29 protein-coding genes are annotated in these 24,981 nt (G+C 41.8%); 13 read left to right on the forward strand and 16 right to left on the reverse strand.

The features are described from left to right. Window positions 1-109 precede the first annotated feature (109 nt). A complete protein-coding gene (locus ACN6MY_RS22185) occupies window positions 110-901 on the forward strand; it encodes a DUF817 domain-containing protein (protein WP_419882081.1) in 792 nt (263 codons plus the stop codon). 11 nt (window positions 902-912) lie between these two features. On the opposite strand, the gene ACN6MY_RS22190 is transcribed toward ACN6MY_RS22185, so the two are convergent. Both ACN6MY_RS22190 and ACN6MY_RS22195 read right to left on the reverse strand, forming a co-directional pair. Further along, window positions 913-1,128, reverse strand: coding sequence for a hypothetical protein (locus ACN6MY_RS22190; protein WP_419882082.1), 216 nt, complete (start codon window positions 1,126-1,128; stop codon window positions 913-915). Window positions 1,129-1,294: 166 nt separating this feature from the next. After that, window positions 1,295-1,888, reverse strand: coding sequence for a peptidylprolyl isomerase (locus ACN6MY_RS22195; protein WP_419882083.1), 594 nt, complete (start codon window positions 1,886-1,888; stop codon window positions 1,295-1,297). Between the two features lie 510 nt (window positions 1,889-2,398). On the opposite strand from ACN6MY_RS22195, the gene ACN6MY_RS22200 reads away from it, so the two are divergent. Continuing rightward, the gene (locus ACN6MY_RS22200; protein ID WP_419882084.1) at window positions 2,399-2,785 is read left to right on the forward strand and encodes a kinase-associated lipoprotein B; all 387 of its coding nucleotides are present in this window, start codon (window positions 2,399-2,401) and stop codon (window positions 2,783-2,785) included. Window positions 2,786-2,826: 41 nt separating this feature from the next. On the opposite strand, the gene kapD is transcribed toward ACN6MY_RS22200, so the two are convergent. After that, the gene (kapD, locus tag ACN6MY_RS22205; protein ID WP_419882085.1) at window positions 2,827-3,450 is read right to left on the reverse strand and encodes a 3'-5' exonuclease KapD; all 624 of its coding nucleotides are present in this window, start codon (window positions 3,448-3,450) and stop codon (window positions 2,827-2,829) included. 365 nt (window positions 3,451-3,815) lie between these two features. On the opposite strand from kapD, the gene ACN6MY_RS22210 reads away from it, so the two are divergent. Beyond that, on the forward strand, window positions 3,816-5,693 hold the full coding sequence (locus tag ACN6MY_RS22210) for a transglycosylase domain-containing protein (protein WP_419882086.1): 1,878 nt from the start codon (window positions 3,816-3,818) through the stop codon (window positions 5,691-5,693). A gap of 32 nt (window positions 5,694-5,725) precedes the next feature. Here the strand turns inward: ACN6MY_RS22210 and ACN6MY_RS22215 are convergent, their stop codons facing one another. Both ACN6MY_RS22215 and ACN6MY_RS22220 read right to left on the reverse strand, forming a co-directional pair. After that, window positions 5,726-6,283: a DUF5366 family protein gene (locus tag ACN6MY_RS22215; protein ID WP_419882087.1), complete on the reverse strand. Its 558-nt coding sequence runs from the start codon at window positions 6,281-6,283 to the stop codon at window positions 5,726-5,728. 128 nt (window positions 6,284-6,411) lie between these two features. Further along, window positions 6,412-6,801, reverse strand: a complete 390-nt coding sequence (locus ACN6MY_RS22220; protein ID WP_419884254.1) for a hotdog fold thioesterase — start codon at window positions 6,799-6,801, stop codon at window positions 6,412-6,414. A 179-nt stretch (window positions 6,802-6,980) separates the two neighbouring features. Between ACN6MY_RS22220 and ACN6MY_RS22225 the strand changes: the two genes are divergently transcribed. Next, window positions 6,981-7,385 (forward strand): hypothetical protein, encoded by a 405-nt coding sequence (locus tag ACN6MY_RS22225; RefSeq protein WP_419882088.1) that lies wholly within the window; start codon window positions 6,981-6,983, stop codon window positions 7,383-7,385. Window positions 7,386-7,966: 581 nt separating this feature from the next. On the opposite strand, the gene ACN6MY_RS22230 is transcribed toward ACN6MY_RS22225, so the two are convergent. Then, a complete protein-coding gene (locus ACN6MY_RS22230; protein WP_419882089.1) occupies window positions 7,967-9,466 on the reverse strand; it encodes a leucyl aminopeptidase in 1,500 nt (499 codons plus the stop codon). A gap of 300 nt (window positions 9,467-9,766) precedes the next feature. On the opposite strand from ACN6MY_RS22230, the gene ACN6MY_RS22235 reads away from it, so the two are divergent. After that, window positions 9,767-10,264, forward strand: coding sequence for a divergent PAP2 family protein (locus tag ACN6MY_RS22235; RefSeq protein ID WP_419882090.1), 498 nt, complete (start codon window positions 9,767-9,769; stop codon window positions 10,262-10,264). A gap of 90 nt (window positions 10,265-10,354) precedes the next feature. Further along, on the forward strand, window positions 10,355-11,167 hold the full coding sequence (locus ACN6MY_RS22240; RefSeq protein ID WP_419882091.1) for a cobalamin-binding protein: 813 nt from the start codon (window positions 10,355-10,357) through the stop codon (window positions 11,165-11,167). An 87-nt stretch (window positions 11,168-11,254) separates the two neighbouring features. On the opposite strand, the gene ACN6MY_RS22245 is transcribed toward ACN6MY_RS22240, so the two are convergent. From ACN6MY_RS22245 to ACN6MY_RS22265, 5 genes are all read right to left on the reverse strand, one after another. Further along, entirely contained in the window at window positions 11,255-11,956 is a 702-nt protein-coding gene (locus ACN6MY_RS22245; RefSeq protein WP_419882092.1) for a 3D domain-containing protein, read from the reverse strand. A gap of 601 nt (window positions 11,957-12,557) precedes the next feature. Next, on the reverse strand, window positions 12,558-12,881 hold the full coding sequence (locus ACN6MY_RS22250; protein WP_419882093.1) for a YuiB family protein: 324 nt from the start codon (window positions 12,879-12,881) through the stop codon (window positions 12,558-12,560). A gap of 201 nt (window positions 12,882-13,082) precedes the next feature. Beyond that, window positions 13,083-13,205, reverse strand: a complete 123-nt coding sequence (locus ACN6MY_RS22255) for a YuiA family protein (protein ID WP_170846081.1) — start codon at window positions 13,203-13,205, stop codon at window positions 13,083-13,085. A gap of 151 nt (window positions 13,206-13,356) precedes the next feature. Then, window positions 13,357-13,839 carry an NUDIX domain-containing protein gene (locus ACN6MY_RS22260; protein WP_419882094.1) on the reverse strand — a complete coding sequence of 161 codons (483 nt, stop codon included), beginning with the start codon at window positions 13,837-13,839 and terminating at the stop codon, window positions 13,357-13,359. 277 nt (window positions 13,840-14,116) lie between these two features. Beyond that, window positions 14,117-15,343, reverse strand: coding sequence for an NAD(P)/FAD-dependent oxidoreductase (locus ACN6MY_RS22265; RefSeq protein ID WP_419882095.1), 1,227 nt, complete (start codon window positions 15,341-15,343; stop codon window positions 14,117-14,119). A 470-nt stretch (window positions 15,344-15,813) separates the two neighbouring features. Here ACN6MY_RS22265 and ACN6MY_RS22270 point away from each other — a divergent pair, with 470 nt between their 5' ends. Both ACN6MY_RS22270 and ACN6MY_RS22275 read left to right on the forward strand, forming a co-directional pair. Further along, complete coding sequence (locus tag ACN6MY_RS22270) at window positions 15,814-16,806, forward strand: NAD(P)/FAD-dependent oxidoreductase (protein WP_419882096.1); 993 nt, start codon at window positions 15,814-15,816, stop codon at window positions 16,804-16,806. Window positions 16,807-16,970: 164 nt separating this feature from the next. Continuing rightward, a complete protein-coding gene (locus ACN6MY_RS22275) occupies window positions 16,971-17,612 on the forward strand; it encodes an SDR family oxidoreductase (RefSeq protein WP_419882097.1) in 642 nt (213 codons plus the stop codon). A 51-nt stretch (window positions 17,613-17,663) separates the two neighbouring features. Here ACN6MY_RS22275 and ACN6MY_RS22280 read toward each other — a convergent pair whose 3' ends face one another. Both ACN6MY_RS22280 and ACN6MY_RS22285 read right to left on the reverse strand, forming a co-directional pair. After that, entirely contained in the window at window positions 17,664-17,801 is a 138-nt protein-coding gene (locus tag ACN6MY_RS22280) for a YjcZ family sporulation protein (protein ID WP_419882098.1), read from the reverse strand. A gap of 796 nt (window positions 17,802-18,597) precedes the next feature. Beyond that, on the reverse strand, window positions 18,598-18,960 hold the full coding sequence (locus ACN6MY_RS22285; RefSeq protein WP_419882099.1) for a HesB/IscA family protein: 363 nt from the start codon (window positions 18,958-18,960) through the stop codon (window positions 18,598-18,600). A 208-nt stretch (window positions 18,961-19,168) separates the two neighbouring features. On the opposite strand from ACN6MY_RS22285, the gene ACN6MY_RS22290 reads away from it, so the two are divergent. Next, complete coding sequence (locus ACN6MY_RS22290; RefSeq protein ID WP_419882100.1) at window positions 19,169-19,879, forward strand: DUF2225 domain-containing protein; 711 nt, start codon at window positions 19,169-19,171, stop codon at window positions 19,877-19,879. A gap of 169 nt (window positions 19,880-20,048) precedes the next feature. On the opposite strand, the gene ACN6MY_RS22295 is transcribed toward ACN6MY_RS22290, so the two are convergent. Further along, window positions 20,049-20,285: a YuzB family protein gene (locus ACN6MY_RS22295; RefSeq protein WP_071351866.1), complete on the reverse strand. Its 237-nt coding sequence runs from the start codon at window positions 20,283-20,285 to the stop codon at window positions 20,049-20,051. A gap of 429 nt (window positions 20,286-20,714) precedes the next feature. Between ACN6MY_RS22295 and ACN6MY_RS22300 the strand changes: the two genes are divergently transcribed. The 3 genes from ACN6MY_RS22300 (at window position 20,715) to ACN6MY_RS22310 (ending at window position 22,806) form a co-directional block, all read left to right on the forward strand. Next, entirely contained in the window at window positions 20,715-21,782 is a 1,068-nt protein-coding gene (locus ACN6MY_RS22300; protein WP_419882101.1) for an NAD(P)/FAD-dependent oxidoreductase, read from the forward strand. Between the two features lie 210 nt (window positions 21,783-21,992). Then, the gene (locus tag ACN6MY_RS22305) at window positions 21,993-22,166 is read left to right on the forward strand and encodes an asparagine synthase (RefSeq protein ID WP_419882102.1); all 174 of its coding nucleotides are present in this window, start codon (window positions 21,993-21,995) and stop codon (window positions 22,164-22,166) included. A 391-nt stretch (window positions 22,167-22,557) separates the two neighbouring features. After that, the gene (locus ACN6MY_RS22310; protein ID WP_419882103.1) at window positions 22,558-22,806 is read left to right on the forward strand and encodes a DUF2164 domain-containing protein; all 249 of its coding nucleotides are present in this window, start codon (window positions 22,558-22,560) and stop codon (window positions 22,804-22,806) included. A 775-nt stretch (window positions 22,807-23,581) separates the two neighbouring features. Here the strand turns inward: ACN6MY_RS22310 and ACN6MY_RS22315 are convergent. Together ACN6MY_RS22315 and ACN6MY_RS22320 are read right to left on the reverse strand one after the other, a co-directional pair. Then, a complete protein-coding gene (locus tag ACN6MY_RS22315; RefSeq protein WP_419882104.1) occupies window positions 23,582-23,887 on the reverse strand; it encodes a DUF3243 domain-containing protein in 306 nt (101 codons plus the stop codon). Between the two features lie 302 nt (window positions 23,888-24,189). Continuing rightward, complete coding sequence (locus tag ACN6MY_RS22320; RefSeq protein WP_419882105.1) at window positions 24,190-24,519, reverse strand: YuzD family protein; 330 nt, start codon at window positions 24,517-24,519, stop codon at window positions 24,190-24,192. A 136-nt stretch (window positions 24,520-24,655) separates the two neighbouring features. Between ACN6MY_RS22320 and ACN6MY_RS22325 the strand changes: the two genes are divergently transcribed. Beyond that, window positions 24,656-24,892: a NifU family protein gene (locus tag ACN6MY_RS22325; RefSeq protein WP_071351872.1), complete on the forward strand. Its 237-nt coding sequence runs from the start codon at window positions 24,656-24,658 to the stop codon at window positions 24,890-24,892. The last annotated feature ends 89 nt before the right edge of the window (window positions 24,893-24,981 follow it).

Below are 24,981 nucleotides of genomic sequence, written 5' to 3' on the forward strand. Positions count from 1 at the left end.
GCAAGAAGCAGGATTGTCTGCTTGAAATATTTACGGTATTTTTTTCTATTCAAAAGTCCTTTGCAAGTATATTCTTTAATTATTCCATTTTGCTGGAAGGAGCCGTTCTATGACTGTAATTAAAAAATTATGGAGTTTTGCCTATCATCAGGCTTTGTCCTGCTTGTTTCCTGCAATCATATTCCTGACTTTGGCAATATCCAAAGTTCTCCCCTTCCCATACCTTCACCGATATGACTTTATTTTGCTTGTCTGTCTGTCTGCCCAAGTCCTGCTTGTCCTCACAGGCATTGAAACCTTGGATAAACTTAAGGTCATCATCCTGTTTCATATCATTGGGCTTGCTCTGGAATTGTTCAAGGTGCACATGGGTTCATGGGCATATCCTGAAAGTGCCTGGACAAAATTCCATGGTGTCCCGCTTTATAGCGGATTTATGTATGCCAGTGTCGCAAGCTACATGTGCCAGGCATGGCGCAGGCTGGATTTGAAGCTGCTCCAGTGGCCCCGCACTGATTGGGTGCTTATACTGGCCGGGGCGATTTATCTGAATTTCTTCACCCATCACTTTCTGCCTGACTTCCGCTGGGTGCTTACAGCTCTTGTAGTCCTGCTTTTTTTAAACACATATGTGTCGTTCAGGACCGATGGCGATTTATACAAAATGCCCCTTGCCCTTTCTTTCGTCTTAATCGGATTTTTCATCTGGATTGCTGAAAACATCGCTACCTTTTTTGGCGCCTGGGAATATCCAGACCAGCAGGATGCATGGCATCTTGTTTCGTTCAGCAAAATCAGCTCCTGGCTCCTGCTGGTAATTGTAAGCTTTCTGATAGTTACCATTCTTAAACACGTAAAGCAAAAAGAAGAAGTTTTAACAGAGATAAAAACTAGCATGTAAAGTAATTGGAGCTATTTCAGCTCATCACCGATTTGATTTTTCTTAAGAAGCTCTTCTTCCAAGTGCTTCGTTTTTAAAGCTTCTTTCTTTGAGACTGAGATAATAAGTTTCATAGTGAGCACAGCACCAATTACAAAGATTACAGATGTAATGGCTGCAGGGATATACTCAGATTTATCTTTTGGAAAATAAAGAAATAAAGCAAGCACTGATTCTGTAATGTTCATGTCATTGCATCCCTTTCCGAATAGTCCGAAATTTCCTTATACCATTATATCAGCATATTTCCGCACCAGCCACACAAGTTCTTAGGCGATATTCGCGGTCGGTTTGCTTTAGAGCCATGCGCTGCTTATAAAAAAGAACGCAAGCAATATGCTTACGTTCTTTTTACTATCCCAGTACTTTGATGGACTTAATGATAATGTCTTCAACAGGTCTGTCACCGTTTAAAGTGGGGAAGTTCGCTATGCTGTCTACGATTTCCAGGCCTTCAATCACCTGGCCGAATACAGTATGCTTGTGATCAAGCCACGGTGTTCCTCCTTGTTTCATATAAGCTTCAATAATTTCCTCCGGATAACCGGCCTGTTTCATTTGCTCACCCATGCGGCTGTCCACATTTTGGGCCTGAACGATAAAAAACTGGCTTCCATTCGTACCCGGTCCGGCATTAGCCATAGAAAGCGCCCCGCGGAGATTGAAAAGCTCCATGGAAAATTCATCTTCAAAGGTATCTCCCCAAATGCTCTCGCCGCCCATGCCAGTTCCATCAGGGTCTCCGCCCTGTATCATAAAGTCCTTAATGACACGGTGAAAAATAACACCATCATAGTATCCATTTTGAGCATGAGTAATAAAGTTTTCCACAGTTTTTGGCGCCTGCTCCGGGAAAAGCTTAATTTTAATGCTTCCCTGAGAAGTTTCCATCACAACTGCTTTTTCGTTTTCAGATAACTCATTCGATAATTGCGGATAATGAACCATTGTACATTCCTTCTTTCCTATATATCTTCCATACGATGAAAGTTAACCTTCTACTAGTCATTTCCTTACAATGTACACTTTACACGAATCAATAAAAAGCGCAAGCGCCTTGTTTAGCCTCGACCAGCATAAGGCACCTGAGAATAGAAGGTGCTCTTTGCCTTCAATTCTTGGGTGCCTTATGACCTCGAGAGGCTAGGCGCTGGAGCTGGATTAATAAAAAGCGCAAGCGCCTTGTTTAGCTAGCGGAACAAAGACTAAGAACGCCGCGTCCTGCGGCAACGTCTTCATGACCCCCATCCCTGGGGGCCCTAAGTGCGAAAGACGAGAAGGTGTTCTTTGCCTTCTCTTCTTACGTGACTTATGACCTCGAGAGGCTAAGCGCTGGAGCTGGATTAAAAAAAAGTGCAAGCGCCTATGTAAAGCGCAGCAAAAGACCACGCTGTAAAAGCAGCCCTATTTTATGTATGATAGTGTATATCAAGCGCATTTTTCCAAGGAGGAAAGAAAATGACAGATCAGGATTTTCAAATTGGTGACCGTGTAACCGCCATTTATAAAACAGGAAAATATATCGGTGAAATAACCGGCATCCGTCCGCAGGCATATCTTGTAAAAGTCATGGCTGTTTCCAAACATCCCATGCAAGGTGACCTTCACAATCCGAAGCAAACAGAAGTAGCAATGTTCCATCAAAGACGTTCCCTCGCCTATAGGGAACAGACCAATGTTCCAATGAACATGGTCAGGCATTACGAAGGAGAAATACCGGATTATACTGAATCACTAAAAGAAGCCGTGACAGCAATGAAGAATAAATTATTGGAAGATAAAACGGAGTGGAATCAAAAAAGCCTAGAAATGCTCGAGGATATAGAAGGGGATTACTTCAAATAAAAGAAACAATAAAAGCCAAATCAGTGATAGTGATTTGGCTTTTATAATGCAAGATTATTTAAGACTTGGGATAAATCAATACGCTCCCCAATCGTTGTCGGCTGATGATTTTTCATATAGCTTTTATCTTTTTCAACCAATTTAAAAATGTTATATGTGGTTATGGCATCATCCAATGCACGGTGATGCTTTCCAGTGCCTTCTTTTCCATATGCCTGTACAGCTTTCCACAAACCTGTCTGATTTTGATCTCCAAAAAAACGTTTGTATTCCATAGACAAATCGATCAATTTCCCCTTAAACGGAAATTCTATTCCATTCCTCTGGCAGCTTTGCCTTAGCACCTTCATATCCATATTGCCCCATGTCACGACAGTTGTCGGACACTTTTGCTCATAGCTGCTTAACAATGAAACAAGCTCACTGAAAGACATGCCCTGCTCCACCTGCTCCTGTGAAATGTGAAGAAAGTTTTTACAGCGTTCTGTAAGCTGCGGGAATTTTACCGGGGCAACAAACGAAGAAAATTGATCATTCATTTCTTCACCAATAACGGTCACTAACCCGACCTCTATGATCTCCGCAAAAAAGCCTTGTGGATTCGCCCTTCCCTCCGGCATTGTAAACTCAAAATCGATAAATAAATACTGAACCTGGTCTTTCATCTTCAAGCCTCCTTTTTTATGCTTTGTTTAATTATACTGACAAACAAGCTTGTTTCCAAAATGCTTATTCAAATTATAGCAGAAAATTTTGAAATTTTTTTACTTTTTTTAAGGCTCTATTAAACGCTCCTGCTGATTTCCATTTCAATCAGCAAAGTGCAGAAATCAAAGCCTTTATTAATAAAAGGGCTTACACAGCAATCTGCGTTTTTTATTTGTTTTTTCTGGCGCAATATCCCTTATTTTGTGAAAAAGCACTCATTGAAGCCGATAAAACAAATGGGTTTGATATAACTGCACAGCTTTGAAAGTCTGTGGGCATGCCCTACGCCATACCCAAAATATATTAGATTGGAAGTATAAGTATGCGCACGATCCTAGGCTATATTTTTATTTTAATGCTAGTACCTTTTTTATACATCCTTCTGGTCTTTTCTGTCAATGAGTGGACACATGCACAGAGCGTGGAGCAGTTACTTGATAAAAAGGTGAATTATAAAAGCATCACTATCCCTCAAACAAGCTACATGACTGATGATGCAGGGAAAATCATTTCGGAAATCAGCAATGCAGAAAGAAGAATCTATCTTTCCCAAAAAGACATTCCTGAATTCCTAAAGCAGCTTTTCATTACCATTGAGGACCGCAGCTTTTACCAGCATTCTGGTGTGGATGCACTTGCCATAGGCAGGGCGATACTCGTTAACTCCAAGCATGACTCGTTCAGCCAGGGCGGCTCAACCATTACACAGCAGCTCGCAAGAAATCTTTATCTTACCCAGGAAAAAACGTATAACAGGAAACTGACAGAGCTTTTATATTCCTGGCAGCTTGAAAAAAAATTGACAAAGAGTGAAATTCTCGAGCTATATATCAATGCCATTTATTATCAAAATGGCTCCTATGGAATAGAAGCTGCATCACAATTTTATTATAGCAAGCCTCTGAAGCAGCTTTCGAAGGCAGAGATTGCCTACCTGGCAGCTATTCCTAATAATCCGACCCTTTACAATCCGCTGACACACTACCAGCTTACAAAAAAGCGGCAGGAAAGAATTCTCCAGCAAATGCTGCAGGCAAACAAGCTGTCAAAGGCTGAATACCAAACAGCCATCCATGAAAAAATTAAACTGGATATCAGCAAACCTAAATCATTATATCCTGACTATACCGTCTACGCCCTCCAGGAGTTCAGCCAATTGGTCGCACAGTCAGAAGGGCTGTCAGAAAAACTTAAAAGCCATAATTCTAAAACAAGAAAAGAAGCAAATGAAAAACTGTCCAAAAAAGTCAAGCTGCTTCTGCAATCCGGCATAACCATCCATACAGCTCTTGATCCTTCCATCCAAAAACGAGCCCGGCAATCTGTTCAAATGCGCTTGGCCGGTTCTGAAGCAGAAGGAGCTGCAGCGGTTATACAGCATAATACGCATCGGCTTGTCTCTTTGATTGGGGGAAAGAATTATAAAATTAATTCTTTCAACAGAGCCTACCAAAGTTTTCGCCAGCCGGGTTCAGCCATTAAGCCGCTGCTGGTATACGCTCCATATTTCGAGGATTCTCATGCTACCACCGCTGACAGGGTAAGCGGTGCGAACTATTGCAAAAATGGATATTGCCCTAAAAATTATACTCGGAAAAGCTATGGAATGGTAACCATCAAAAAAGCATTTGCCGAATCCTATAATACCCCTGCCATCCGGTTATTTGAGAAAAATGGGATAGAGAGGAGCTTCCGCCATCTTGAGCCTTTTCATTTTAAAGAAGTGACAGCTGCTGACCACCGATTGACAGCTGCTGTTGGAGGATTTGCCTATGGCATGAGCCCCCTTGAGCTGACAGATGCTTATACAAGCTTTACGGATGGGACGTATCAGCCGGCCAGAGCCATAACAAGCGTAACTGATAAATCCGGCAAGACACTTTACAGGTGGAACGACCATTCAGCAGTTGTCTGGAACGGGGACACCGTCAGAAAGATGCGGGAATTGCTTCATGAGGTAATCGTTGATGGGACAGCAAAAAAAGCCTATATTCCTTCCAGCTACATTGGAGGGAAAACAGGAACAACAAACGGAGTCAAGGATATGTGGTTCGTTGGGCTAACAGAAGATTACACAACAGGCGTCTGGGTGGGGAAAGACCGCCCTGCAGGTTTGGCTGCCATCCAGCCCTCCGCCCCTCATTTAATGATTTGGAAGGATATCAACAAGCTTATAAAAAGCAAAAAGGGCTTCGAATAATCGATGCCCTTTTTGCCTGCTTATCTACTTTTTTATATCGGCAGGCTGTTCATGATGCTGTTATAGAGCTTTAAAGATGAATAAGCGACGAGCAAAATGAATGCTGTCCAAATGAGTATGTGAAAGAAGATCAGTCCGATCATGCCCGGCATGCTTAAACTTGGGCTGACCGCAAAAACAAAATAAATAAAAGCTATAAAAGCGGTTCCCAGAAAAATGGCCGCTAATCCTGTAATAGATTGGACACTCACAAGTGAAACAGCACCCCCTGCCGCAAAAATAACGGCAGCCATGCGGATTCTCGTTAGTCCATTTCCATCGGAATCTTTCGAAAAAAACAGCAGCGAAACTTCAATAGCAGTATCTGATATCAGTTTCAGGGCAGAAAATAGCATAAAAAACAGCAAAAATATAACAAGCAAAAGAGCAAGCTTTATTTCTGCCTTTGATAGAAACTCAAGCATTCCTTTATAAATGCCAATCTTTTGAATCAATATCAATGCTTCCATTTCCCCGTACAGGCCAAATGAAAGACTGAAAAGAATGATGGATATAAGCGGAAAATGCCCGATTAAATAGGTGTTTTTCATTCTGTCTCTCCGTCTCTGTTTCTGCTTGGGCAATCCGCGATGAATATGCTGCATTTACAGCCGGGCTGAGACCGTCTTGCCTTTCCCCTTCTTGCTTGTATGGCAGACATTCAAAAGTCCGGACTGCTCTACTCTTGCTTTCTTGTAATAACAGCCAATGTACATCTGGAAACACAAATTAGATTTTCTTCTTCATCACGAATTTTAATATCCCATACCATGGTGGTCCTGCCCCTGTGAAGCAGGTTTCCTTCTGCGGTTACAATACCTGATTTTTTTCCTTTTATATGATTCGCATTAATTTCAAGCCCGACAACCGCTTCACTGGACTGATCGACTAATTCAAATCCCCCGACGCTTGCTACTGTTTCTGCCAGCGCAACGGAAGCTCCTCCATGAAGCAGGCCATATGGCTGCCAGGTTCTTTTATCTACAGGCATTGTCGCAATGACCTTGCCTTGTGATAATTCCGTAATTTCAATACCAAGCGACGTCATTAGCGTATCCTTCAGATTCATATCCATTATCATATCTCCTTTTTTATGGGAATTTCCTGATGCTGCACAAAATTATATCTCTGCTGCATAAGTCTTCGCATACATTAGGAACATATAAACCTTTTAGCTTTCATACCTTATAGGCAGAACACTTCGAATTGCTGCATTTTTAATCAGTCATACGCCAAGGAGGAAAGGATATGGGGAATATACCCTATTTTTATTATCCCGGTTATTATCAGCATCCATCCTGTCTGCATCTATCTCCTTATTCATACCCTGTTGCAGCAGACAGGCAATTTAACATGACAAACCCGGATATGTTTATAAAGTCTGCAAATGTCTCCCTGGACTTGCTGAGAGATGCTGAAAAACTGCTTTCATCTTTAACGCGCTCCAGGGCTCTTTCACAGAAAATCATGTCTGCAGCCCAGTCTTCTGACATGAACGAAGTACGCAAACTGATTTTAAGGACGGGTATACAAACTTCTCCAGACATCCTCTTCTCACCCGACGGCATCCGCCTGGACTTTCATCCGAAAACAGCAAATGCCCAAGAAGGCTGCTGCCACATTATATTAAGAATAAAATGGATGAATTTCTAACAAAAAAAGCGGAAGCGCCTCGGTCAGCTCGCGAAGCAAATAGGGTTTTGGCCTTAGAAGGCGCTCTTTGCCTTCTGAGGACAAAACATCTTTCAAAGATCGAAGGCTAAGTGCTCTGCATCCTGCAGAAACGCCTTCATTACCTGCATCCTGCAGGCCTCAGCGAGCTAGGCACTGAAGCTGGATTACACAAAAAAGCGGAAGCGCCTGTTCAGAGGACCAAAGACTAAAAACGCCGCGTCCTGCGGCAACGTCTTTTGTGACCCCCATCCTGAGGGCCTTCGACCAGCATAAGGCGTCTCCGAATAGAAGGCGCTCTTTGCCTTCAATTCGGTGATGACTTATGACCTCGAGAGGCTAGGCGCTGAAGCTGGATTACACAAAAAGCGGAAGCGCCTGTTCAGAGGACCAAAGACTAAGAACGCCGCGTCCTGCGGCAACGTCTTTGTGACCCCCATCCTGGGGGCCTTCGACCAACATAAGGCGTCTCCGAATAGAAGGCGCTCTTTTGCCTTCAATTCGGATGTGGCTTATGACCTCGAGAGGCTAGGAGCTTCATGCAAATGACAGGCATTGTCCCCTTATTTTCCCGACTCAAATCTTTCCACCAGCAAGGCAAGTGTTCTTGTCATGACACCTGTTCCCCCTGCTGTACCAAGGTCAGATGAAGAGTTTGCTGTTGAAGTGCCGGCAATATCAAGGTGCACCCACGGAGTGTCCTCGGCGAATTCACCGACAAATGCCCCGCCCATTATTGCGTGCCCTGCTGCGCCTGGAGAATTATTGAGATCTGCAATCCGGCTTCCTCTTACACGTTCTTTATCTTTTTCCGTAATAGGAAGTCTCCACATTGGCTCACCTGCTTCGAATGAGGCCTCAAGCACTTGTTCGAAAAATTCCTCATTATTAGTCATGGCACCTGTCATATCATTTCCCAGCGCTGTGATAACACCGCCTGTCAGTGTGGCAACATCGACCAGATATTCCGCTCCGTGCTGCTTTGCATACGTGACCGCATCAGCCAGCACCAGCCGTCCCTCTGCATCCGTGTTCAGGACTTCAATGGTCTTGCCGCTCATCGAAGTAATAACATCGTCAGGCTTAAAGGCATTTCCGCTGATCATATTGTCTGTTGATGGAATAACAGCTACAACGTTTTGCTCTGGTCTTAGCTCGCCGATAATCTCCATGGCGCCAAGAACAGCTGCAGCGCCTCCCATGTCTGTTTTCATCCCGACAATGCCTGTTTTCGTTTTCAAAGAGTATCCGCCAGTATCAAAGGTAATACCTTTTCCGACCAGCCCAATAACATCCTTCCACTCTTCTTTTCCCTGATATTTTAAAACAATCATTTTTGGAGGTTCAACAGATCCCTGGTTGACCGCTAAAAGTGCGCCCATTCCAAGCTCAAGCATTTCATCCTTTTCCAAAATCTCAATTTCAAATCCGTAGCGTCCGCCAAGATCTGCCGCATGATCCGCAAGATCGGTTGATGTCAGAAGGTTTCCTGGCAGATTGACAAGTGTTCTTGCCGAGTTTGTAGCTTTACCGAAAACATGGCCAACTGTCAGGGAAGCAAGAATTTCCTCAGAGTCTTCTTTTGTATAAACGTTAAAGGAATTCAGCGTTTTTACAGCAGCATTCGATTTCTGCTTATACCCCTCAAATTCATACGTTGACAGCGCCAGAGCTTCACTTAATGCATGTGCAGCGTCAAGTGCGCCAATTTTCTCAGAGGTAAATGTATCAAGGTCTGCAGCAAGGGAAGTGAATTTCCCGTTCAGGCTTTTAAAAGCTCTTCCGTATGCCTCGCGAAGGGTTTCGAAAGTCAGCTCACTTTCTTTGCCCAAACCGATGAATACTAGCCTCTTCACACCAATTTTCCCTAATGTATGTATTCTGCCAATGCTTTTTTTCTTTCCGGCGATATCTCCGGATTTTAATAATTCCGAAAGCTGCCCTTCCAATTTCTGATCAGCAATCTCAGCGGCACCTGATAGTCTGGCAGGTTTATCAAAAACTCCAATCAGCAGACATTCCTGGCCTTGATTTAAATCGAGCTCATTCAGGACATTAAACATTCTGTCATTCCCCTCTCATATTGTCTCTCTCCATTATATCCAAGTTATCGATATTTTTCGAATGTTAAGGATGAAAGAAAAGCAGCTGTCACTGACCGCCGCTGTGAATACATGCTTTTTCTGCTGGGAAATGTTTAAAGAATAGCAAACTGGAGAACAAAGAACATATGACAATGACAATTTTGGCGGTTTAAGAAGGATTTTGGCTTCATTTATTGAATCAATAAATTCTGCCGTCTGAAAAAGCATTCTCACGGCCAATGTGAATTCACCATTAACATTATTAATAAATTTAAAGAAATGAGGCGAATAAGCTTGGAATTTTTTTTTAATTTCCCTTTAATATCATCTTTGGTTGCCATATTTTTCGCACAGTTCATCAAGGTTCCCATCCATTTCGTTGCTTTTAAAAAAATGGATTGGTCCTTGCTTACCTCTACAGGCGGCATGCCAAGCTCCCACTCTGCTGCCGTTACAGCGCTGGCAACTGCCATAGGCATAGAGTCCGGCCCTGACTCTCCTTCATTCGCTGTGGCTGCTGTTTTTGCCATTATTACGATGTTCGATGCAACAGGGGTAAGGCGGCAGGCTGGCGAACAGGCAGTGGTTTTGAATCGCCTTGTGGCAGATTTCAACACTTTTGTAGAAGAAGCAAAGAATTGGCAGAAGAAAGAGGAAAAACAAAAGCAGCGGAAATTGAAGGAGCTGCTTGGCCACAAGCCTATCGAAGTATTCTTTGGCGGATTGTCCGGCATATTTGTTGCACTTATTCTTAATATGCTTTTATTCCAGGGATAGGCTTTCACATGGCATATTCTGCTATTATTTAATATGCAGGGCTCATTTCAAATGCATCAGGGAGCCTATCATTTATTGGAAGGTGAGAGCATGAAAATCATTTCAATATGTCCAAGCAATACAGAGCTATGCGTTTATCTTGGCGCAGATGACCTGCTGATAGCACTTGATGATTATTCTGATTGGCCAGAACACCTGCAAAGCCTTCCTAAGCTCGGGCCGGACTTATCCATCCGCATGGATCGCCTGGAAGCTTTAAATCCCGATCTTGTCCTTGCCTCGCTTAGTGTGCCTGGAATGGAAAAAAACATCATGGAATTGGAGAAAAGGAATATTCCCCATATCATCTTTAATCCTCAGTCTCTGGATGATATAGCCAACGACTTAATTGTACTCGGTGAAGCTCTGGGAATGAAGGAGGAAGCAGAAAAAAGAGCCGGGCAATTCCTTGCATCACTGGAGGAATTCCGCATGGCGTCAAGCAGAATTAAGCATAAGCCCTCCCTATACTGGGAATGGTGGCCAAACCCATTATTCACGCCCGGCGGCATTAACTGGCTGACGGAAATTTCAAGGCTGGCAGGTGCCTATAATATTTTTGAGAACATTGAGCTTGCAAGTGTACAAGTGACCCCTGACGATGTCATTCAGCACGACCCTGATTACATCTGTCTTGCATGGGTAGGCGTGCCTGAAAAGAAGGTAAAGCCAGATCTTGTTAAAAAACGCCAAGGCTGGGGGGAACTCCAGGCAGTGAAGAACAATAACATATTCATATTGGAAGAGCCTCTGTACTGCCGGCCGTCTCCTCGGCTGCTCGAGGGTCTGCACAAGCTTGCAGGACTTTTGCATCCAAAGGAATTTCCACTATTAACGTCTTCTAAAAGCGCGCTGCAGGAATAAGAGATTATAATGCAAAAGAAGCAAGCACTAAGGCCCAATGTCCTCAGTGCTTGCTTCTTTTTCGTTCCGTTATGTATATCATGCTTTTTAGTGCATTGATTTCCCTGTAAATTGCTGGCGGAAAACCTGCAGCTCTTTATTTTCGTTCAGGTTCGTAAGCTGCTTCTCTGACAGCTTTCCGTCACCCTTTTTTATGATATAAACATCGAGTGTTTTCTTTCCCCAGTTGTTGTAAACCTCTTCCACCGTATCATAAAATAAATCCAGTTCGTTGCCTTTTATAGCCCCTCCTTTATCTGCCACTACCCCATATCCATAGTCTGGAATGAAAAGGATGGTTCCGACGGGAAAAACATTTAAATCAGCAGCAACCGTGGAGTACAGGTCTCTTTTAACTTTAACTCCGGAATATGTAATGCCATATGAAGGATTTCCAGGTTTTTTTCCGGTGGATTCGTATCCTGCCGTATACCCAGTAGCCTTAACCTTCGCTTTGGGATATTGTGAAAAATTCATTTTGCTTTCAATAGACTGCGGCTGCACATGTTCCATGCTGGATAAAACCAGTGGTGCCGCACCATATGCAGGATGCAAAGAGTTACTTTGCGGGCCTGTACCCAAGTCCATAGCTTTGCTCCATGATGTGCTGTGATAGGCAGAGCTCGTTTCCGGCAGTAAATCTGCTATTTTGGCATCCACACCTGTAATATGATAGAGGGTAGCATGAAGCGCTGCTGCAAAAAGCAGGATGATTCCCGCTCTCTTAGCTGTATTTTTAATTTTTGTCATATAAAAATATTTCACTCCTCTCATTTCATATTTCTTTCCCGAAAAAAGGAAAAGTATGCATAAAAGAGAGAAACATTTTTTTCATAAAAAGCGTAAGCGCCTCTCAGAGGATCAAAGACTAAGAACGCCACGTCCTGTGGCAACGTCTTTGTGACCACCGTCCTGGTGGCCTCCGACCAGCATAAGGCGCGTGAGAATAGAAGGCGCTTTTTGCCTTCAATTCTCATGTGACTTATGACCTCGAGGGGCTAGGCGCTGAAGCTGGATTACATAAAAAGCGTAAACGCCTGTTCAGAGGGTCAATGACTAAGAACGCCGCGTCCTGCCGCAACGTCATTGTGACCCCCGTCCTGGAGGCATCTGACCAGCATAAGTCACGTAAGAATAGAAGGCGCTTTTTGCCTTCAATTCTTACGTGACTTATAACCTCGAGGGGCTAAGGCGCTGAAGCTGGACTACATAAAAAAGCGTAAGCGTCTTGAAAGCTGGAGGACGGCATGAAGTGGAGAAGCTTATCCGCGATTGTTTTATAAAATCTTTAGGACATTTATTTTTCAGACAAGAAAAAAACAGGCTGCCAACTGACACAGCCTGTTCGATATTAGAACATTTGATACCCTTTATTTCTTAATAATTTGATAATGAACCCTGCTAAAATGGCTCCCGCAAGGCCGCTTGCCAAAATGATGATGTCTGCAGACTGCAGCGCAGAAAATTTTCCGCCCATCTGTCCAAATACTGTACCAGGATCTCTGAAATACTGTATCAGCTTTGCACCATTGACAATGAAAATTGCTATTATTGGGAAAATAATGACCATGATCCACGAGGAACGAAACAACATATTAAGCAAAAAGCCGATTCCAAAGAATAATACAAAAAATAAAACAACGGATATGATTAAAACCGGCAGCGGCATTCGCATTTTATTTAAGACCCCCTACAAGAAGCATCTATTTTAGTTTACTTAATGCACGTATGTCCGTCAATAACTGAAATGCCAGTATATTCAAGAAAATCATCTCAGAGAGAAAGGGGTTTCACCGGATTTACTGCGTAATATATGAAACAGCTAAAAAAGATTCATATTATTTTCAAAAAAAAGGGCTCCAAAGAAGGGGCCCATTTATTTTTGTTCCTTCACTTTTCCGCTTCCCTGACAGCAAGAACAGGTCTCTGACCCTCCAAGCAGCAATTGAAAATAACCTTTTCCAGCACAGTAAAGACACTCATTATTTTTATTGTTCATTTTCAGATCCCCTTTATTTTTTAAATTTTCTGATAATATATCAAGAATTAAAAAAAATGAAAACCCCTAAAATGGACATTATACTTTTATGTAAACGGATACATTGTATCATTTCTCCCATTTACTCATCTTTTGTTAAAATTACTGAAAATTACAAAAATAACTTATAAGAGGTGTATCCAAAGTGGCTCCCTGTATCAATACCATCCAGAATGGTTTGCATATGCTCTTTTTTATAAGACAGCAGCTGCTCAAGCAATACAGAATGATTGCCTTCTTTTATCAAAATCTCAGGATCTATAAATTTAGCTTCATATAGTTCCTCTGTCTGAGCAATCACATCAAAGGATCGTGGCTTCAGCAGAAAAATCAGCATATTATCGCTTATTTCATTGCCGATTACCCCGCTTCTTATCCCCAGCAATCCCTCTACCTCTGCTTGTATTCCTGTTTCCTCCAAAACCTCCCGGATGACGGCTTCATCAACTGTTTCGTTTTCTTTTACAAAACCGGCAGGCAGAGACCATACACCCTTTAGCCCCCCATATCTTTTATTGACGACAAGCCATTTTCCATCCTCTGCAGCGACAAGGCCTGAAACGGCCAGCCATACATTCTTACCGCGTTCTTTCATCTGCTCCATGCCCCTCCCATTTGAATTAATTTTTCTGTTTATCCTGTTTGCTGCCACAGGCCCACAATCGTAGCCTTCAAAACTTCCCGCTGCATCGCGCCTGCGTGATTATTACGTAATCCGCTATTTCACAGAGAATTTCAGCAATTGGCTGCAAATCAGCTTACATCTAAAGTTAAAAGACCATTAAGGAAAACCTTAACAGCCTTTCATTAACTCAGCAATACCCGTTTAATACTTAGCACGCCCATGAAGCCTAACTGCGGATAACATTGTTTTAAAAAATATTGAATTTTCCCTTTTTTAGGACCATGGAGGCCCCGCCGATCATATACAATGAACGATTATCAATGACTTTTTTCATAAAGGAAGCTTTCTTTCCTGACATTTTCTTGCCAAATGCCACACCTATTGCATCATGTTCACCAAGTGAACATACCGTACCTTTAATGTCTGGTTTAAATGAAATCAAATCATCTTCATTACGGATTAGTTTAGTCAGATTCTTTGCCACCGCTACTCCCTGCTGCATCGCTATCTGTGCAGTCGGCGGATATGGCCGGTTAATTTCTTCATTAATGACCAAGCTGCAGTCACCAATGATAAAAATGTCTTCATGCCCAGGGACCCTCAGGTCATGGTTTACTTTCACACGGCCGCGGGCAGCTTCAATCCCGGAGGTTTCAATAATTGAGCTTCCGCGTACCCCAGCAGCCCAGACAACTGTCCCTGCCTTAATTTCCTCTACTTCTTCCTCTCCCTTGCCAACGATGATTCCATCCGGAGTACACCCTTTTATAGGAGTTCCAATCATAAATTCAATGCCTTTTTTCTCAAGGTAATGTACCGCATATTCTACCAGCTCAGGATCAAAGCCCGGCAAAACGCTTGGTGCAGCCTCAACACAAATTACCCGTACATGGCGGAAGTCTACATCATAATCTTTGCATAGCTCGGGAATGCGGTTGGCCAATTCGCCAAGAAACTCGATTCCCGTAAAGCCGGCCCCTCCAACCACTATGGTCAGGCGCTCGAGCTTATTTTCTTCCTCTGCATGGAATGTCGCAAACTGCAGGTCAATATGTTCTTTAATCTGCCTCGCAGCATTAACATTCGTAATCGCGAAAGCATGTTCCTTTAGGCCTTGAATGCCGAATGTTTCGGCTTCAGCCCCTAGAGATACAACTAAATAATCGTAAGAAACTTCCCTGTCCTCAAGGATGACTTTTTTATCTGCAATTTTCATTTCTGTCACAGTGCCTTTAATAAAATCAACTTTATTTTTATCAATGACACTTTTGACATCGTACCGCACCCGGTCTGGATGCAGGGTACCTGCCGAGGCTTCATGCAGCCAGGTTGTTTCATAATGATAATCATGTTTATTAATCAGGATAATATCCGCTTCATTGACACCTAATGCCTTCTGCAGGCGGACAACCGTCATTAAACCGCCGTAGCCCGCCCCTAATATAACGATTCTTGGTTTGTTCAAGGGTATCACTTCACCTTTACTATTATTTCTTGTTTACCTTGTACTTATCATTTACAGGTTGCACGAACAATAGTGATAAAAATACAATTTTTTTTTGTGAATGTATTCACTAAGGCATGAAGAAGCCAGGCGGTGTTATTCGGAAAATTCACATAATTTTTCTGAAAAAATAATAACCTTTATCATTTTCTTTTTTCAATAACGATTTGTTTAATACTAACTGAACAATAGAAAGCATAATTTTACATACCCATTCTTTTCATAACACAATCCTTTTTTAAAGTGTTCTGTTACATTCAGCACCTTCCTTAACCGCACTTTTCCAGTGGCTTTCGCGGGGAGATTTGACGGATTCTTTTGAATAAAAGAAAAAATTGCCTTTTAATTCAGCTGCCAAATCAGTATTATTTAAAAGGATTAAGATATTATTTATGATAAAATATAAGGCAGATTAGAGTTATTACTTAGGAGGTTATCACTTGGAAGAAAATGAACAGGTTTTTGATATAACAATCATCGGCGGAGGTCCGGTAGGCTTATTCACTGCTTTTTACGGAGGAATGAGACAGGCCACCGTAAAAATCATTGAAAGTCTGCCGCAGCTTGGCGGCCAGCTATCAGCATTATATCCGGAAAAATATATATATGATGTTGCAGGGTTCCCCAAGGTAAGGGCACAAGAGCTCGTTAATAATTTAAAAGAGCAAATGTCCAAATTCGAACAAGAAGTGGTATTGGAACAATCTGTGCAAAGGCTTGAAAAGCAGGCAGACGGCATATTCAAGCTAACAACAGAAAAAGGAATCCACTATTCAAAAACAATTATCATCACTGCAGGAAATGGAGCGTTCCAGCCCCGCAGAATTGAATTGGAAGATGCTGTTAAATATGAGGGCAAAAACCTTCACTACTTTATTGATGATTTAAATCAGTTTGCCGGCAAAAAGGTTGTCGTTTTTGGAGGCGGAGATTCTGCAGTAGACTGGGCGCTTATGCTTGAGCCAATTGCTGAAAAGGTAACCATCGTTCACCGCCGCGACAAATTCCGCGCCCACGAACATAGTGTAGATAACCTTAAAAATTCTAAAGTAGACATCAAAACACCTTTTGTGCCTGCTGAATTTATCGGAAACGAAGACAAGATTACACAGGTTGTTGTTGAAGGTGCAAACGGAGAAGACAAGGAAGTAATTGACGTGGACTCTGTAATAGTCAATTATGGCTTTGTTTCTTCCCTTGGGCCAATCAAAGAATGGGGATTGGATATTCAGAAAAACACCATTGTTGTTAATTCGAAAATGGAGACCAACATTCCCGGCATTTATGCAGCTGGCGACATCTGCACATATGATGGAAAGGTAAAATTGATTGCAAGCGGATTTGGCGAGGCTCCAACTGCCATTAATAATGCAAAACAATACATCGATCCGAAGGCAAGAATCCAGCCTATGCATAGTTCTTCTATGTTTTAATACCGAAATCCATATAAAAATGAAAGGAAACCAGGGCGTTTGTTTTGCCCGTTTTGGTTTCCTTTTTTTTTGGGCAAGCAGGCTTAGGGAAATACAATGTAGTTTACTTCATTAACTGTCGGGGAAGATAATACGAGAAGCAAAAATGAGAGGGTGAAAAATAAATGAAAGTATTAATCGTCGGTGCAAACGGACATACAGGAAGAATAGCGGCAGAAATTCTTAGCCGTGACAGCGAGCATCAGGCATATGCCATGATTCGCAGCCAGGAACAGCAGAATGACATGGAGGGTCTTGGTGCAATCCCGGTTATAGCCGATTTGGAGCAAGAGGTTGATCATGCACTCAAAGATATGGATGCTGTGATTTTCGCAGCGGGATCCGGATCAAAGACCGGCCCTGAAAAAACCATTTCCGTTGATAGAGATGGCGCGATAAAGGTTGTCGATGCTGCAAAGAAAGCTGGCATTAAACGCTTTGTCATGCTGAGCTCCATGGGATCAGATTATCCGGAACAGGGAGCAAAGGAAATGCAGAATTATTATCAGGCCAAGCATGATGCAGATGAGCATTTAAAAAGCAGCGGCTTGTCTTACTCCATTGTGCGTCCAGGAGCACTTTCATTCGATGATCCAACAGGTAAAATCGTCGCCCAGGAAAAATTGGAAAGCCATAAAGGATCTATCACCAGGGGAGATGTCGCCCAGGTGCTTGTCCATTCTCTTACCGCTGCAAGAACATTGAATAAATCCTTTGAAATATTAAACGGCAATGTGCCTATAGAAGAAGCCATTGAAAATCTGTAACCGCCAATAGATGGATAAATAAAAAACCGGCCTGCAGCAGGCCGGTTTTTTTCAGCAATATCCGCCGTATCCGTAGCCGCCGGCATAACCGCCGCCACAGCTGCAGCCGATGATAATTAAAAGGATGAACAAAACAATTAATAATGCGAAACCTCCGCCAAATCCAAATCCGTCAGACATGTAAAACATCTCCTTATTCTTATTAAGGAAGTACTTCAATGGGTTAATACATAGTATGCAGGGCATAGGGAAATGACACAGAAAATGATTATTGGCTATTTATTGGGCGGGAAAACAAATACTCCTTCAACAGAAACCACCTCTCTAAAAACCGCTAAATTTAAAAACACCCTCTTCATGTGCATATCTATGGCCAATTAAAAATCTGCATTTTTTACATTCCTTGGCGGCCTTCATACAAAATGGCTGGCTTGTTCACCACTTTAGGAATAAACTGGATTTTTTGTGTTGCATTATCCTTTGTCTCTTTCTTTCCTTCCCTCAGACCTCAGTATTCGTGATAAATTTAATTATGCCTGGATTCAAGCGAAATCCAAAGAATTTAAGCCAAATTGAAATTTTAACCCCAGTAAAAGCACTCTTATTCACCTGCTTTAAAGCTCTTAATTAAATAAGACCGTTCATTTATTTTTTATGTTCGAATCGGAGTTATTTTTTCCTTTAATTGGATAATCGATTCTAATTGCGTCTTGATTCAAGCCAAATCGAAATGCTCACCAAAAAAGAGAACCAAAACGTTTTATCTTGTTTTATTGTAAACAGTTTCATCATAGCCCTATTAGGGACCGGCCATTTTCATTAAAAAACAAAAAAGCCAAATCCCTTTAATAAGAGACTTGACTACTTTTTTTAGCAAATAGGCTGATTGAAGCACAAAACGAGGCAACCCAACACGCCAATCAGCTAGCCGATTTTCTTAAGGCTGCACTTCAATCAGCGGCCCTGGATAGTGAGAGTTCAGCATTTAGCAATTCTCCGGAGTTCCTGCATTCGTTGCTGTCTTAAAGGATGACCCGCAGCCGCAAGATGCGATGGCGTTCGGGTTTTCGATGGTAAACCCGCCGCCCATTAAGGATTGTTTATAATCAATGACCGTGCCATTCAAGATGGGGGCGTCCTGTCCGTCTACAAGGACAGCTATGCCGAATTGCTCATCTTTTTGATCATTTTCTCCGGCTTTCTGTTCAAAGCCCATTCCATAGGATAATCCGCTGCATCCGCCGCCCTTTACCGCTACCCTTAAAAAGGATCCTTCTTCTCCGTTGTGTTTCATCATTTCTTTTATTTGAAAAGCTGCCGCTTCCGTAATTGTTACAACTTCACTCATTTGTAATCCTCCTTATCAATCTGCGTAAGGCATATTCTATTTATCAGTATATACCAGGAGATAAAGGCTTCTCAACTATCCCGCATTTAGGCTGTAAAAAGAATTGCTTCCAACGAAAGAAATATCCGCTATAATAAAAATATAGTCATAATATACTATATGCCGAATATGCCAAATGAACCATACAAATACATAAGGAGTGAAAATTATGGAAGGAATACAGCCGTTGTTTGACCGTAAGATGGAATGCATATATTGCCAGCACAAATCCAGCGTCAAAAATATCCGTTCGCGTTTTATTAAAGTTTCAAGCTATGATACTGATTTCTGCCCGCAATACAGCGCTGAAAGCGAAAATGCCCTCTTATACAATATTCACGTCTGCCCTAATTGCGGCTTTTCCTATTCTGCAGATTTTTCTCCATATTTTCCGCCTTCCACCAGGGAATCCATCGAGGATAAAATATGCGCAAACTGGGTCCCCCATGATTTCGGGGGCAAAAGAACTATTTATGAAGCTATTAAAACCTATAAACTAGCCAGTTATTGTGCTGTACTGAAAAAGGAAAAACATATCACCATTGCCGGAATTTATTTAAGGCTGGCTTGGCTGTTCCGGCTGTCAGAGGATTCTGTCCAGGAAATCCGCTTCATGAAATTAGCACGCCAGGAATACATGAATTCCTATTCTACAGATGACTTTAAAGGAACACAGGTATCAGAAGTTAAACTTTTATACCTTGCAGGAGAACTATCAAGAAGAATTTCAGATCTTCCCTCTGCAGTCAGGTACTTCTCTATGGTTATAGAACGCCAGAAGCAGACTATAGAGCCCAAAATCGTGGAAATGGCAAAAGAGCGCTGGCAGGAAATCCGCGAAGATAAGAAATCCCAGTCTGCTGAACTAATCGGAATCTGAGGCAGATACCAAAAAGGGACAGGCTCATTTCAGCCTGTCCCTAAGTTGTATTTATAGGGTTTAACCCAAAAAGTTCAAGTGCCTGCCGTTACCCTGCAGCACCGCAAATGGCTTACTCAGATGGTGATTTCCCCATAAATTTCCTGATATATATACTTGTTACTCTCTATTAAAACATTGGATTGTCTTCGAGATATTGGTAAATATTCCGGACAAGCTCCTCTGTGGTGTTTCCTGTTACAGGCTCTCCATTCACCAATGCAAATAAACTTCTGGCACACTTGCCGCAATAGCTTAAGCATCCATACTCAACAATATCAAAGTTTGGATCTCTTTCTAATTGCTCTAATGCTTCTTGAGAGCCGCTTGCCAGGTTGCTGATACAAAACTCGATAATTGGATTCATTCTACCACCTCACTATCACTAACAGAACATCCTACCCTTTTTCTTTACTCCAGTCAACTAATATAGAATCAAACAGCATCCTTTTTTTATAATTAAGTTGTGATTTTTTCACAATTTCGATATACTTTTGTATGGTATTTAAAAATATTTTACAATTAATCCTGCAGTAACGGGCAGTCATAACCTGCTTAAAAAATGGAATTATTATGAAGCAGGAAAGAATTTCTGTACAATCCCGAATGGTACGCCTTGCTGCCAGCGGGAGGCTGAATGCCTCCGCTGACGGAAGTTTTACTTTACTGCAAAAACAAAACGAACAGCATAGAACAAAGGAATCAGGGGATTTTTTTGAATGCTGCATAATGGCAGCTGACGGCTGAGCACTTAACGATCTAACCAATAAGATCATACACAAAGGGGAAATTCAAGATGAAGAATTTAGTCATACTTGGCGGCGGTTACGGCGGAATGAGAATCCTTCAAAGATTACTGCCTGGACAGCTTCCTGAAGATGTAACGATAACACTTGTTGACCGCAATCCATATCATTGCCTAAAAACAGAATATTACGCACTGGCAGCCGGAACGATCTCAGATCATCATATCCGTATGGCCTTTCCTGAGCATCCTCGCCTTAAAATCGTTTACGGTGAAATCGTTTCCGTGAACACAGAGGAAAAGCAGGTTATCTTAAAGGATAAAGAGCCTTTAAACTATGATGATTTAGTCATCGGCCTGGGCTGTGAGGATAAATACCACAATGTGCCTGGGGCAGATACCTATACCTACAGCATTCAAACCATGCATAAATCAAGAAAAACATATCAGGCACTTAACAATCTTGGCGAAGGAGCAACTGTAGCCATTGTTGGTGCAGGCCTTAGCGGTGTGGAATTGGCAAGTGAATTGATAGAAAGCCGTTCGGATTTGAACATCAAACTATTCGACCGCGGTGCACATATCCTTTCAGCATATCCTGAGCGCTTAAGCAAATATGTGGAGAGCTGGTTTACCAAGCATGATGTTGAAATTGTCAATAATTCCAATATTACGCGTGTTGAACCTAACCTGCTTTATAACCATGATGAAGCCATTCCGTGCGATGTCATTGTATGGACTGCCGGCATTCAGCCAAGCAGGGTCATTAGAGAAATGGATATTGAAAAAGACCGTCAAGGAAGGGCTGTATTGACTCCGCAGCATTTCATCCCAGGCAGCGACAGTGTCTTTGTAGTAGGAGACTGCGCAAGCCTTCCGCATGCTCCAAGCGCACAATTAGCTGAAGGACAAGCTGAACAAATCGTTCAGGTTTTGCTGAAAAAATGGGCAAATGAGCCGCTTCCTGAAAGCTTCCCGGTCATTAAGCTAAAAGGAGTCATGGGCTCACTTGGCAAAAAACACGGATTTGGCCTTGTAGCAGACCGTGCCATTACAGGCAGGGTAGCACGTCTCCTAAAATCAGGCATACTATGGATGTATAAGTATCATAACGGATAAGTATCTATTTCTTATATTCTTTCAATAACCCCTGATAAAAAAGGGGCTTTTTTACATTTATGAGGGGTTTCTATCCGATTGTACAATTGGGGAACGTTTTGTATAAAACTTAATTGCTGTTTTTTGAGTAAGTACATATGTTTTATTTCAAATGGTTATCTTAAAAGTGGGTAACAACCCTAACTAACTTCGATGTGGAGGGATACTTTAATGAATATACGTGAAGGTATGATCCCAACCGTTTTAGGTTCTGTAGTTACTGCTACTGGCTATGCCTTGAAACAAAAACCCGGTTCCAACAAAATGATTGCAAACACAGTTTTCGGATTCGGTTTAGCGCATATTGTATTAGGTACAATTGACCTTTTAGAACATCGTCGTTAGTAAAAATGGGGGCACTTTATGTGCTCTCATTTTTAATTTTTGCATTTCATAAGTGACGAACTATTCGGTACATGCTTCACTTTCCCAACCGCGTTTACAAATAGATGAACCGTATCAGGCACCCGCTCCTCCCCTTTAACATCTTTCCATAGATACAGTGCATTCATAGGCTATTTCTTCTCCGCCTGCTTCTTTAATTTTATTATTCTTACAAACGGGAAAATTCTTCATTTTTAAACCACCCTGGACAACACAGTTTTTGTTCAGTAGGAATGAACTGCGAATATTTTTTTCTCCTCGTGTACATATTTTTTTGAAATATTAAAGCCTTTGTTTTCATTGCTTACCCATGTATAGTTACAGGCATATCATATTTTAAGGAGTGGTTTTTTTGTTTTTAAATCTTTCAAAAGAGCAGCAGCAATTAATGATTTCCGATATTCAAACATTCTTTTCCCTAGAAAGAGATGAAGAGATAACTGAATTTGCGGCAGAAAGAGTATTAGATTTTGTTAAGGAGTCACTTGCTCCTCATTTCTATAATGCGGCTGTCCAAGATGCTAGACACGTTGCTGAACAACAGTTTTCTTCACTTGAAGATGAAATACTAACTCTTGAACGCCCCCTAAAAAACATATGATTTTTTTAGTGTGGATCAATTAGATTCACTCTTCACCCTTTTGTGCATTCAAAAGAAACTCCACTCTCACATACCGCCATACACATACTTTGATGCTGCCGAGGGGAATGTTAATTTACCGGCAATTATGAAAAGATCGGGTTACTCAAGCGGGAAGACCACCACGCAAATTTACACTCGCGTCACTAAAAGGATGCAGAATAAAATTGATGAAAGTATCTCTGAAGTTATAAGTCATCTTCTTTAAAAATGATGTTTTTTAAAAAGGCTGATTTCGTAAACTTTGTTGCTATGGAACAAGAGGTTGATTTCCGCTTCAGGATGCTCGCTTTCCGCGTGGCGGGCGGTGAGCCTCCACAGCAATGCCTGCGGGGGCCTCACCTTTCGCTAATCTAAGCAGGAGTCTCGCACCTTACGCTCCAATCAACCCGGTACAACGGAATCGCCTCACAGAACTCATAAAAAAACAACAATCTTTAAGAAAAGAGCCTTTAAAAAAAATGTTGGGTTTTAGTTGGATGAATTGTGATTGATACACCTATTAGTGGCAATAAAGACTAGTAATAAGGTTTGTAAATAATCACAGTACCATAACGGATAATGTCACGGCTCCTGAAACCCCTTTGAACAGGGGTTTTTATATCATTCTTTTAAACTGCAATCGCCATAAAAAAATCTCCCTGCATGATATGTTCATACAGAGAGATCTCTATTCAAAAATGGATTGTTCATGTCTTTCATTTTGCTCCTTGCATTCGGGGGAACCCCCCATTTATTATCCTACTAACTTAACAAGAAGATGTGCCAGTTTATGCTGTTCGTCCTTGTCGCCGACCTTCCAAAGCTCTTGAAGAAGCTTTTCTTCACGGTTGCGCGGCTCTTCATGTTTCGCAAGATAGCTCGCCACTTTTTCAGCTGTTTTAGCCAGCTGCTCTTCGTTTAGCCCAAGCTTTTCACCTTTAGAAACCTTATCGCCTAAATAGTCTTTGAATTCCTGGAAGCTTGATAGAATTTGGTCCTTTTGATTTCCATCCATGTTTTGTAATTTTCCTTCTACTTTATTAACATTTGTTTCTGCCATTTTACATTCCTCCTTTTATTGTTTACACGTATTCAATAGCCATGTTTCAATCCATTCAAACCTATCGATGTGTTTTCACAGATATTTCATTATCCATATATTTCCCCTGAGGGCGGCTCTGTCCTCTATAGGGCTCTTTTCTTTAAAAACTCCGTACAGATTATTTATGTCTGCAAATAAAAAAGGACTGATTTCTCGCAGTCCTCCATACTCTTGCTATTCTTTTATATGATCTTTTTTCAAACTGTCTAATTTGCGGCATATAAAGAACTGATAGCCGTTCCTGCTGAAAGTCTCTTTAATTATTCAGCCGGGACGTATCCATAGGTTTCCATCGTTTTGATAATGGATTTCAGGCGGGGATTTCCTTCCGCAATAATTTCTTCTTCAATTAAAACGACCGGATAAAACAAATCTTCATCAATAACCCTTTGTGCAAATGCTTTTTTTTTGGTTTCTTCTGCAGGATTGAAGATATCAATATATGTCACAGTGAATGGCTGTTCCGGAAACTTCCTCGCAAGCGCAGCCTCAAGCCACTCATAGGTGTCTTTTGAAGATGGCAGGTTCACACAGCTTGCACATATCTGTTCGGCGCCATATATTTGAATTTCAACATGTTTTTTCTCCATAAACGTCTCCCTGTCTTTTTTATCTCTATTGTAACTGATACCGCCCTGAAGAAGATAGGCGATTTTAGGCGAAGTTTCAGTTGGATTTTTTCATATGATGATATTATAATAAGTATTAGGAAAGGAGTCGATTGCAATGTCTGAACAAGCAATGGAAACTCAGGTTCAAGAGGTATTGGATAAACTTCGCCCGTTTCTTCTTAGAGATGGCGGCGACTGTGAACTTGTAGACGTAGAGGATGGCATCGTTAAATTGCGTCTTCTTGGTGCATGCGGCAGCTGTCCAAGTTCTACAATTACCCTTAAAGCTGGTATCGAACGTGCTTTGCTGGAGGAAGTTCCAGGAGTTTTAGAAGTTGAACAAGTATTTTAATAACTATCCTATAAAACAAAGCTGACTTCTTGAGTCAGCTTTTTTCTTTGCAGCTATTTCCTCCGCACATACAGTAAAACTCCCGTCAG

Origin of the sequence: Peribacillus sp. B-H-3 (genome assembly GCF_048572925.1) — a bacterium.
Taxonomy (GTDB): Bacteria; Bacillota; Bacilli; order Bacillales; family DSM-1321; genus Peribacillus.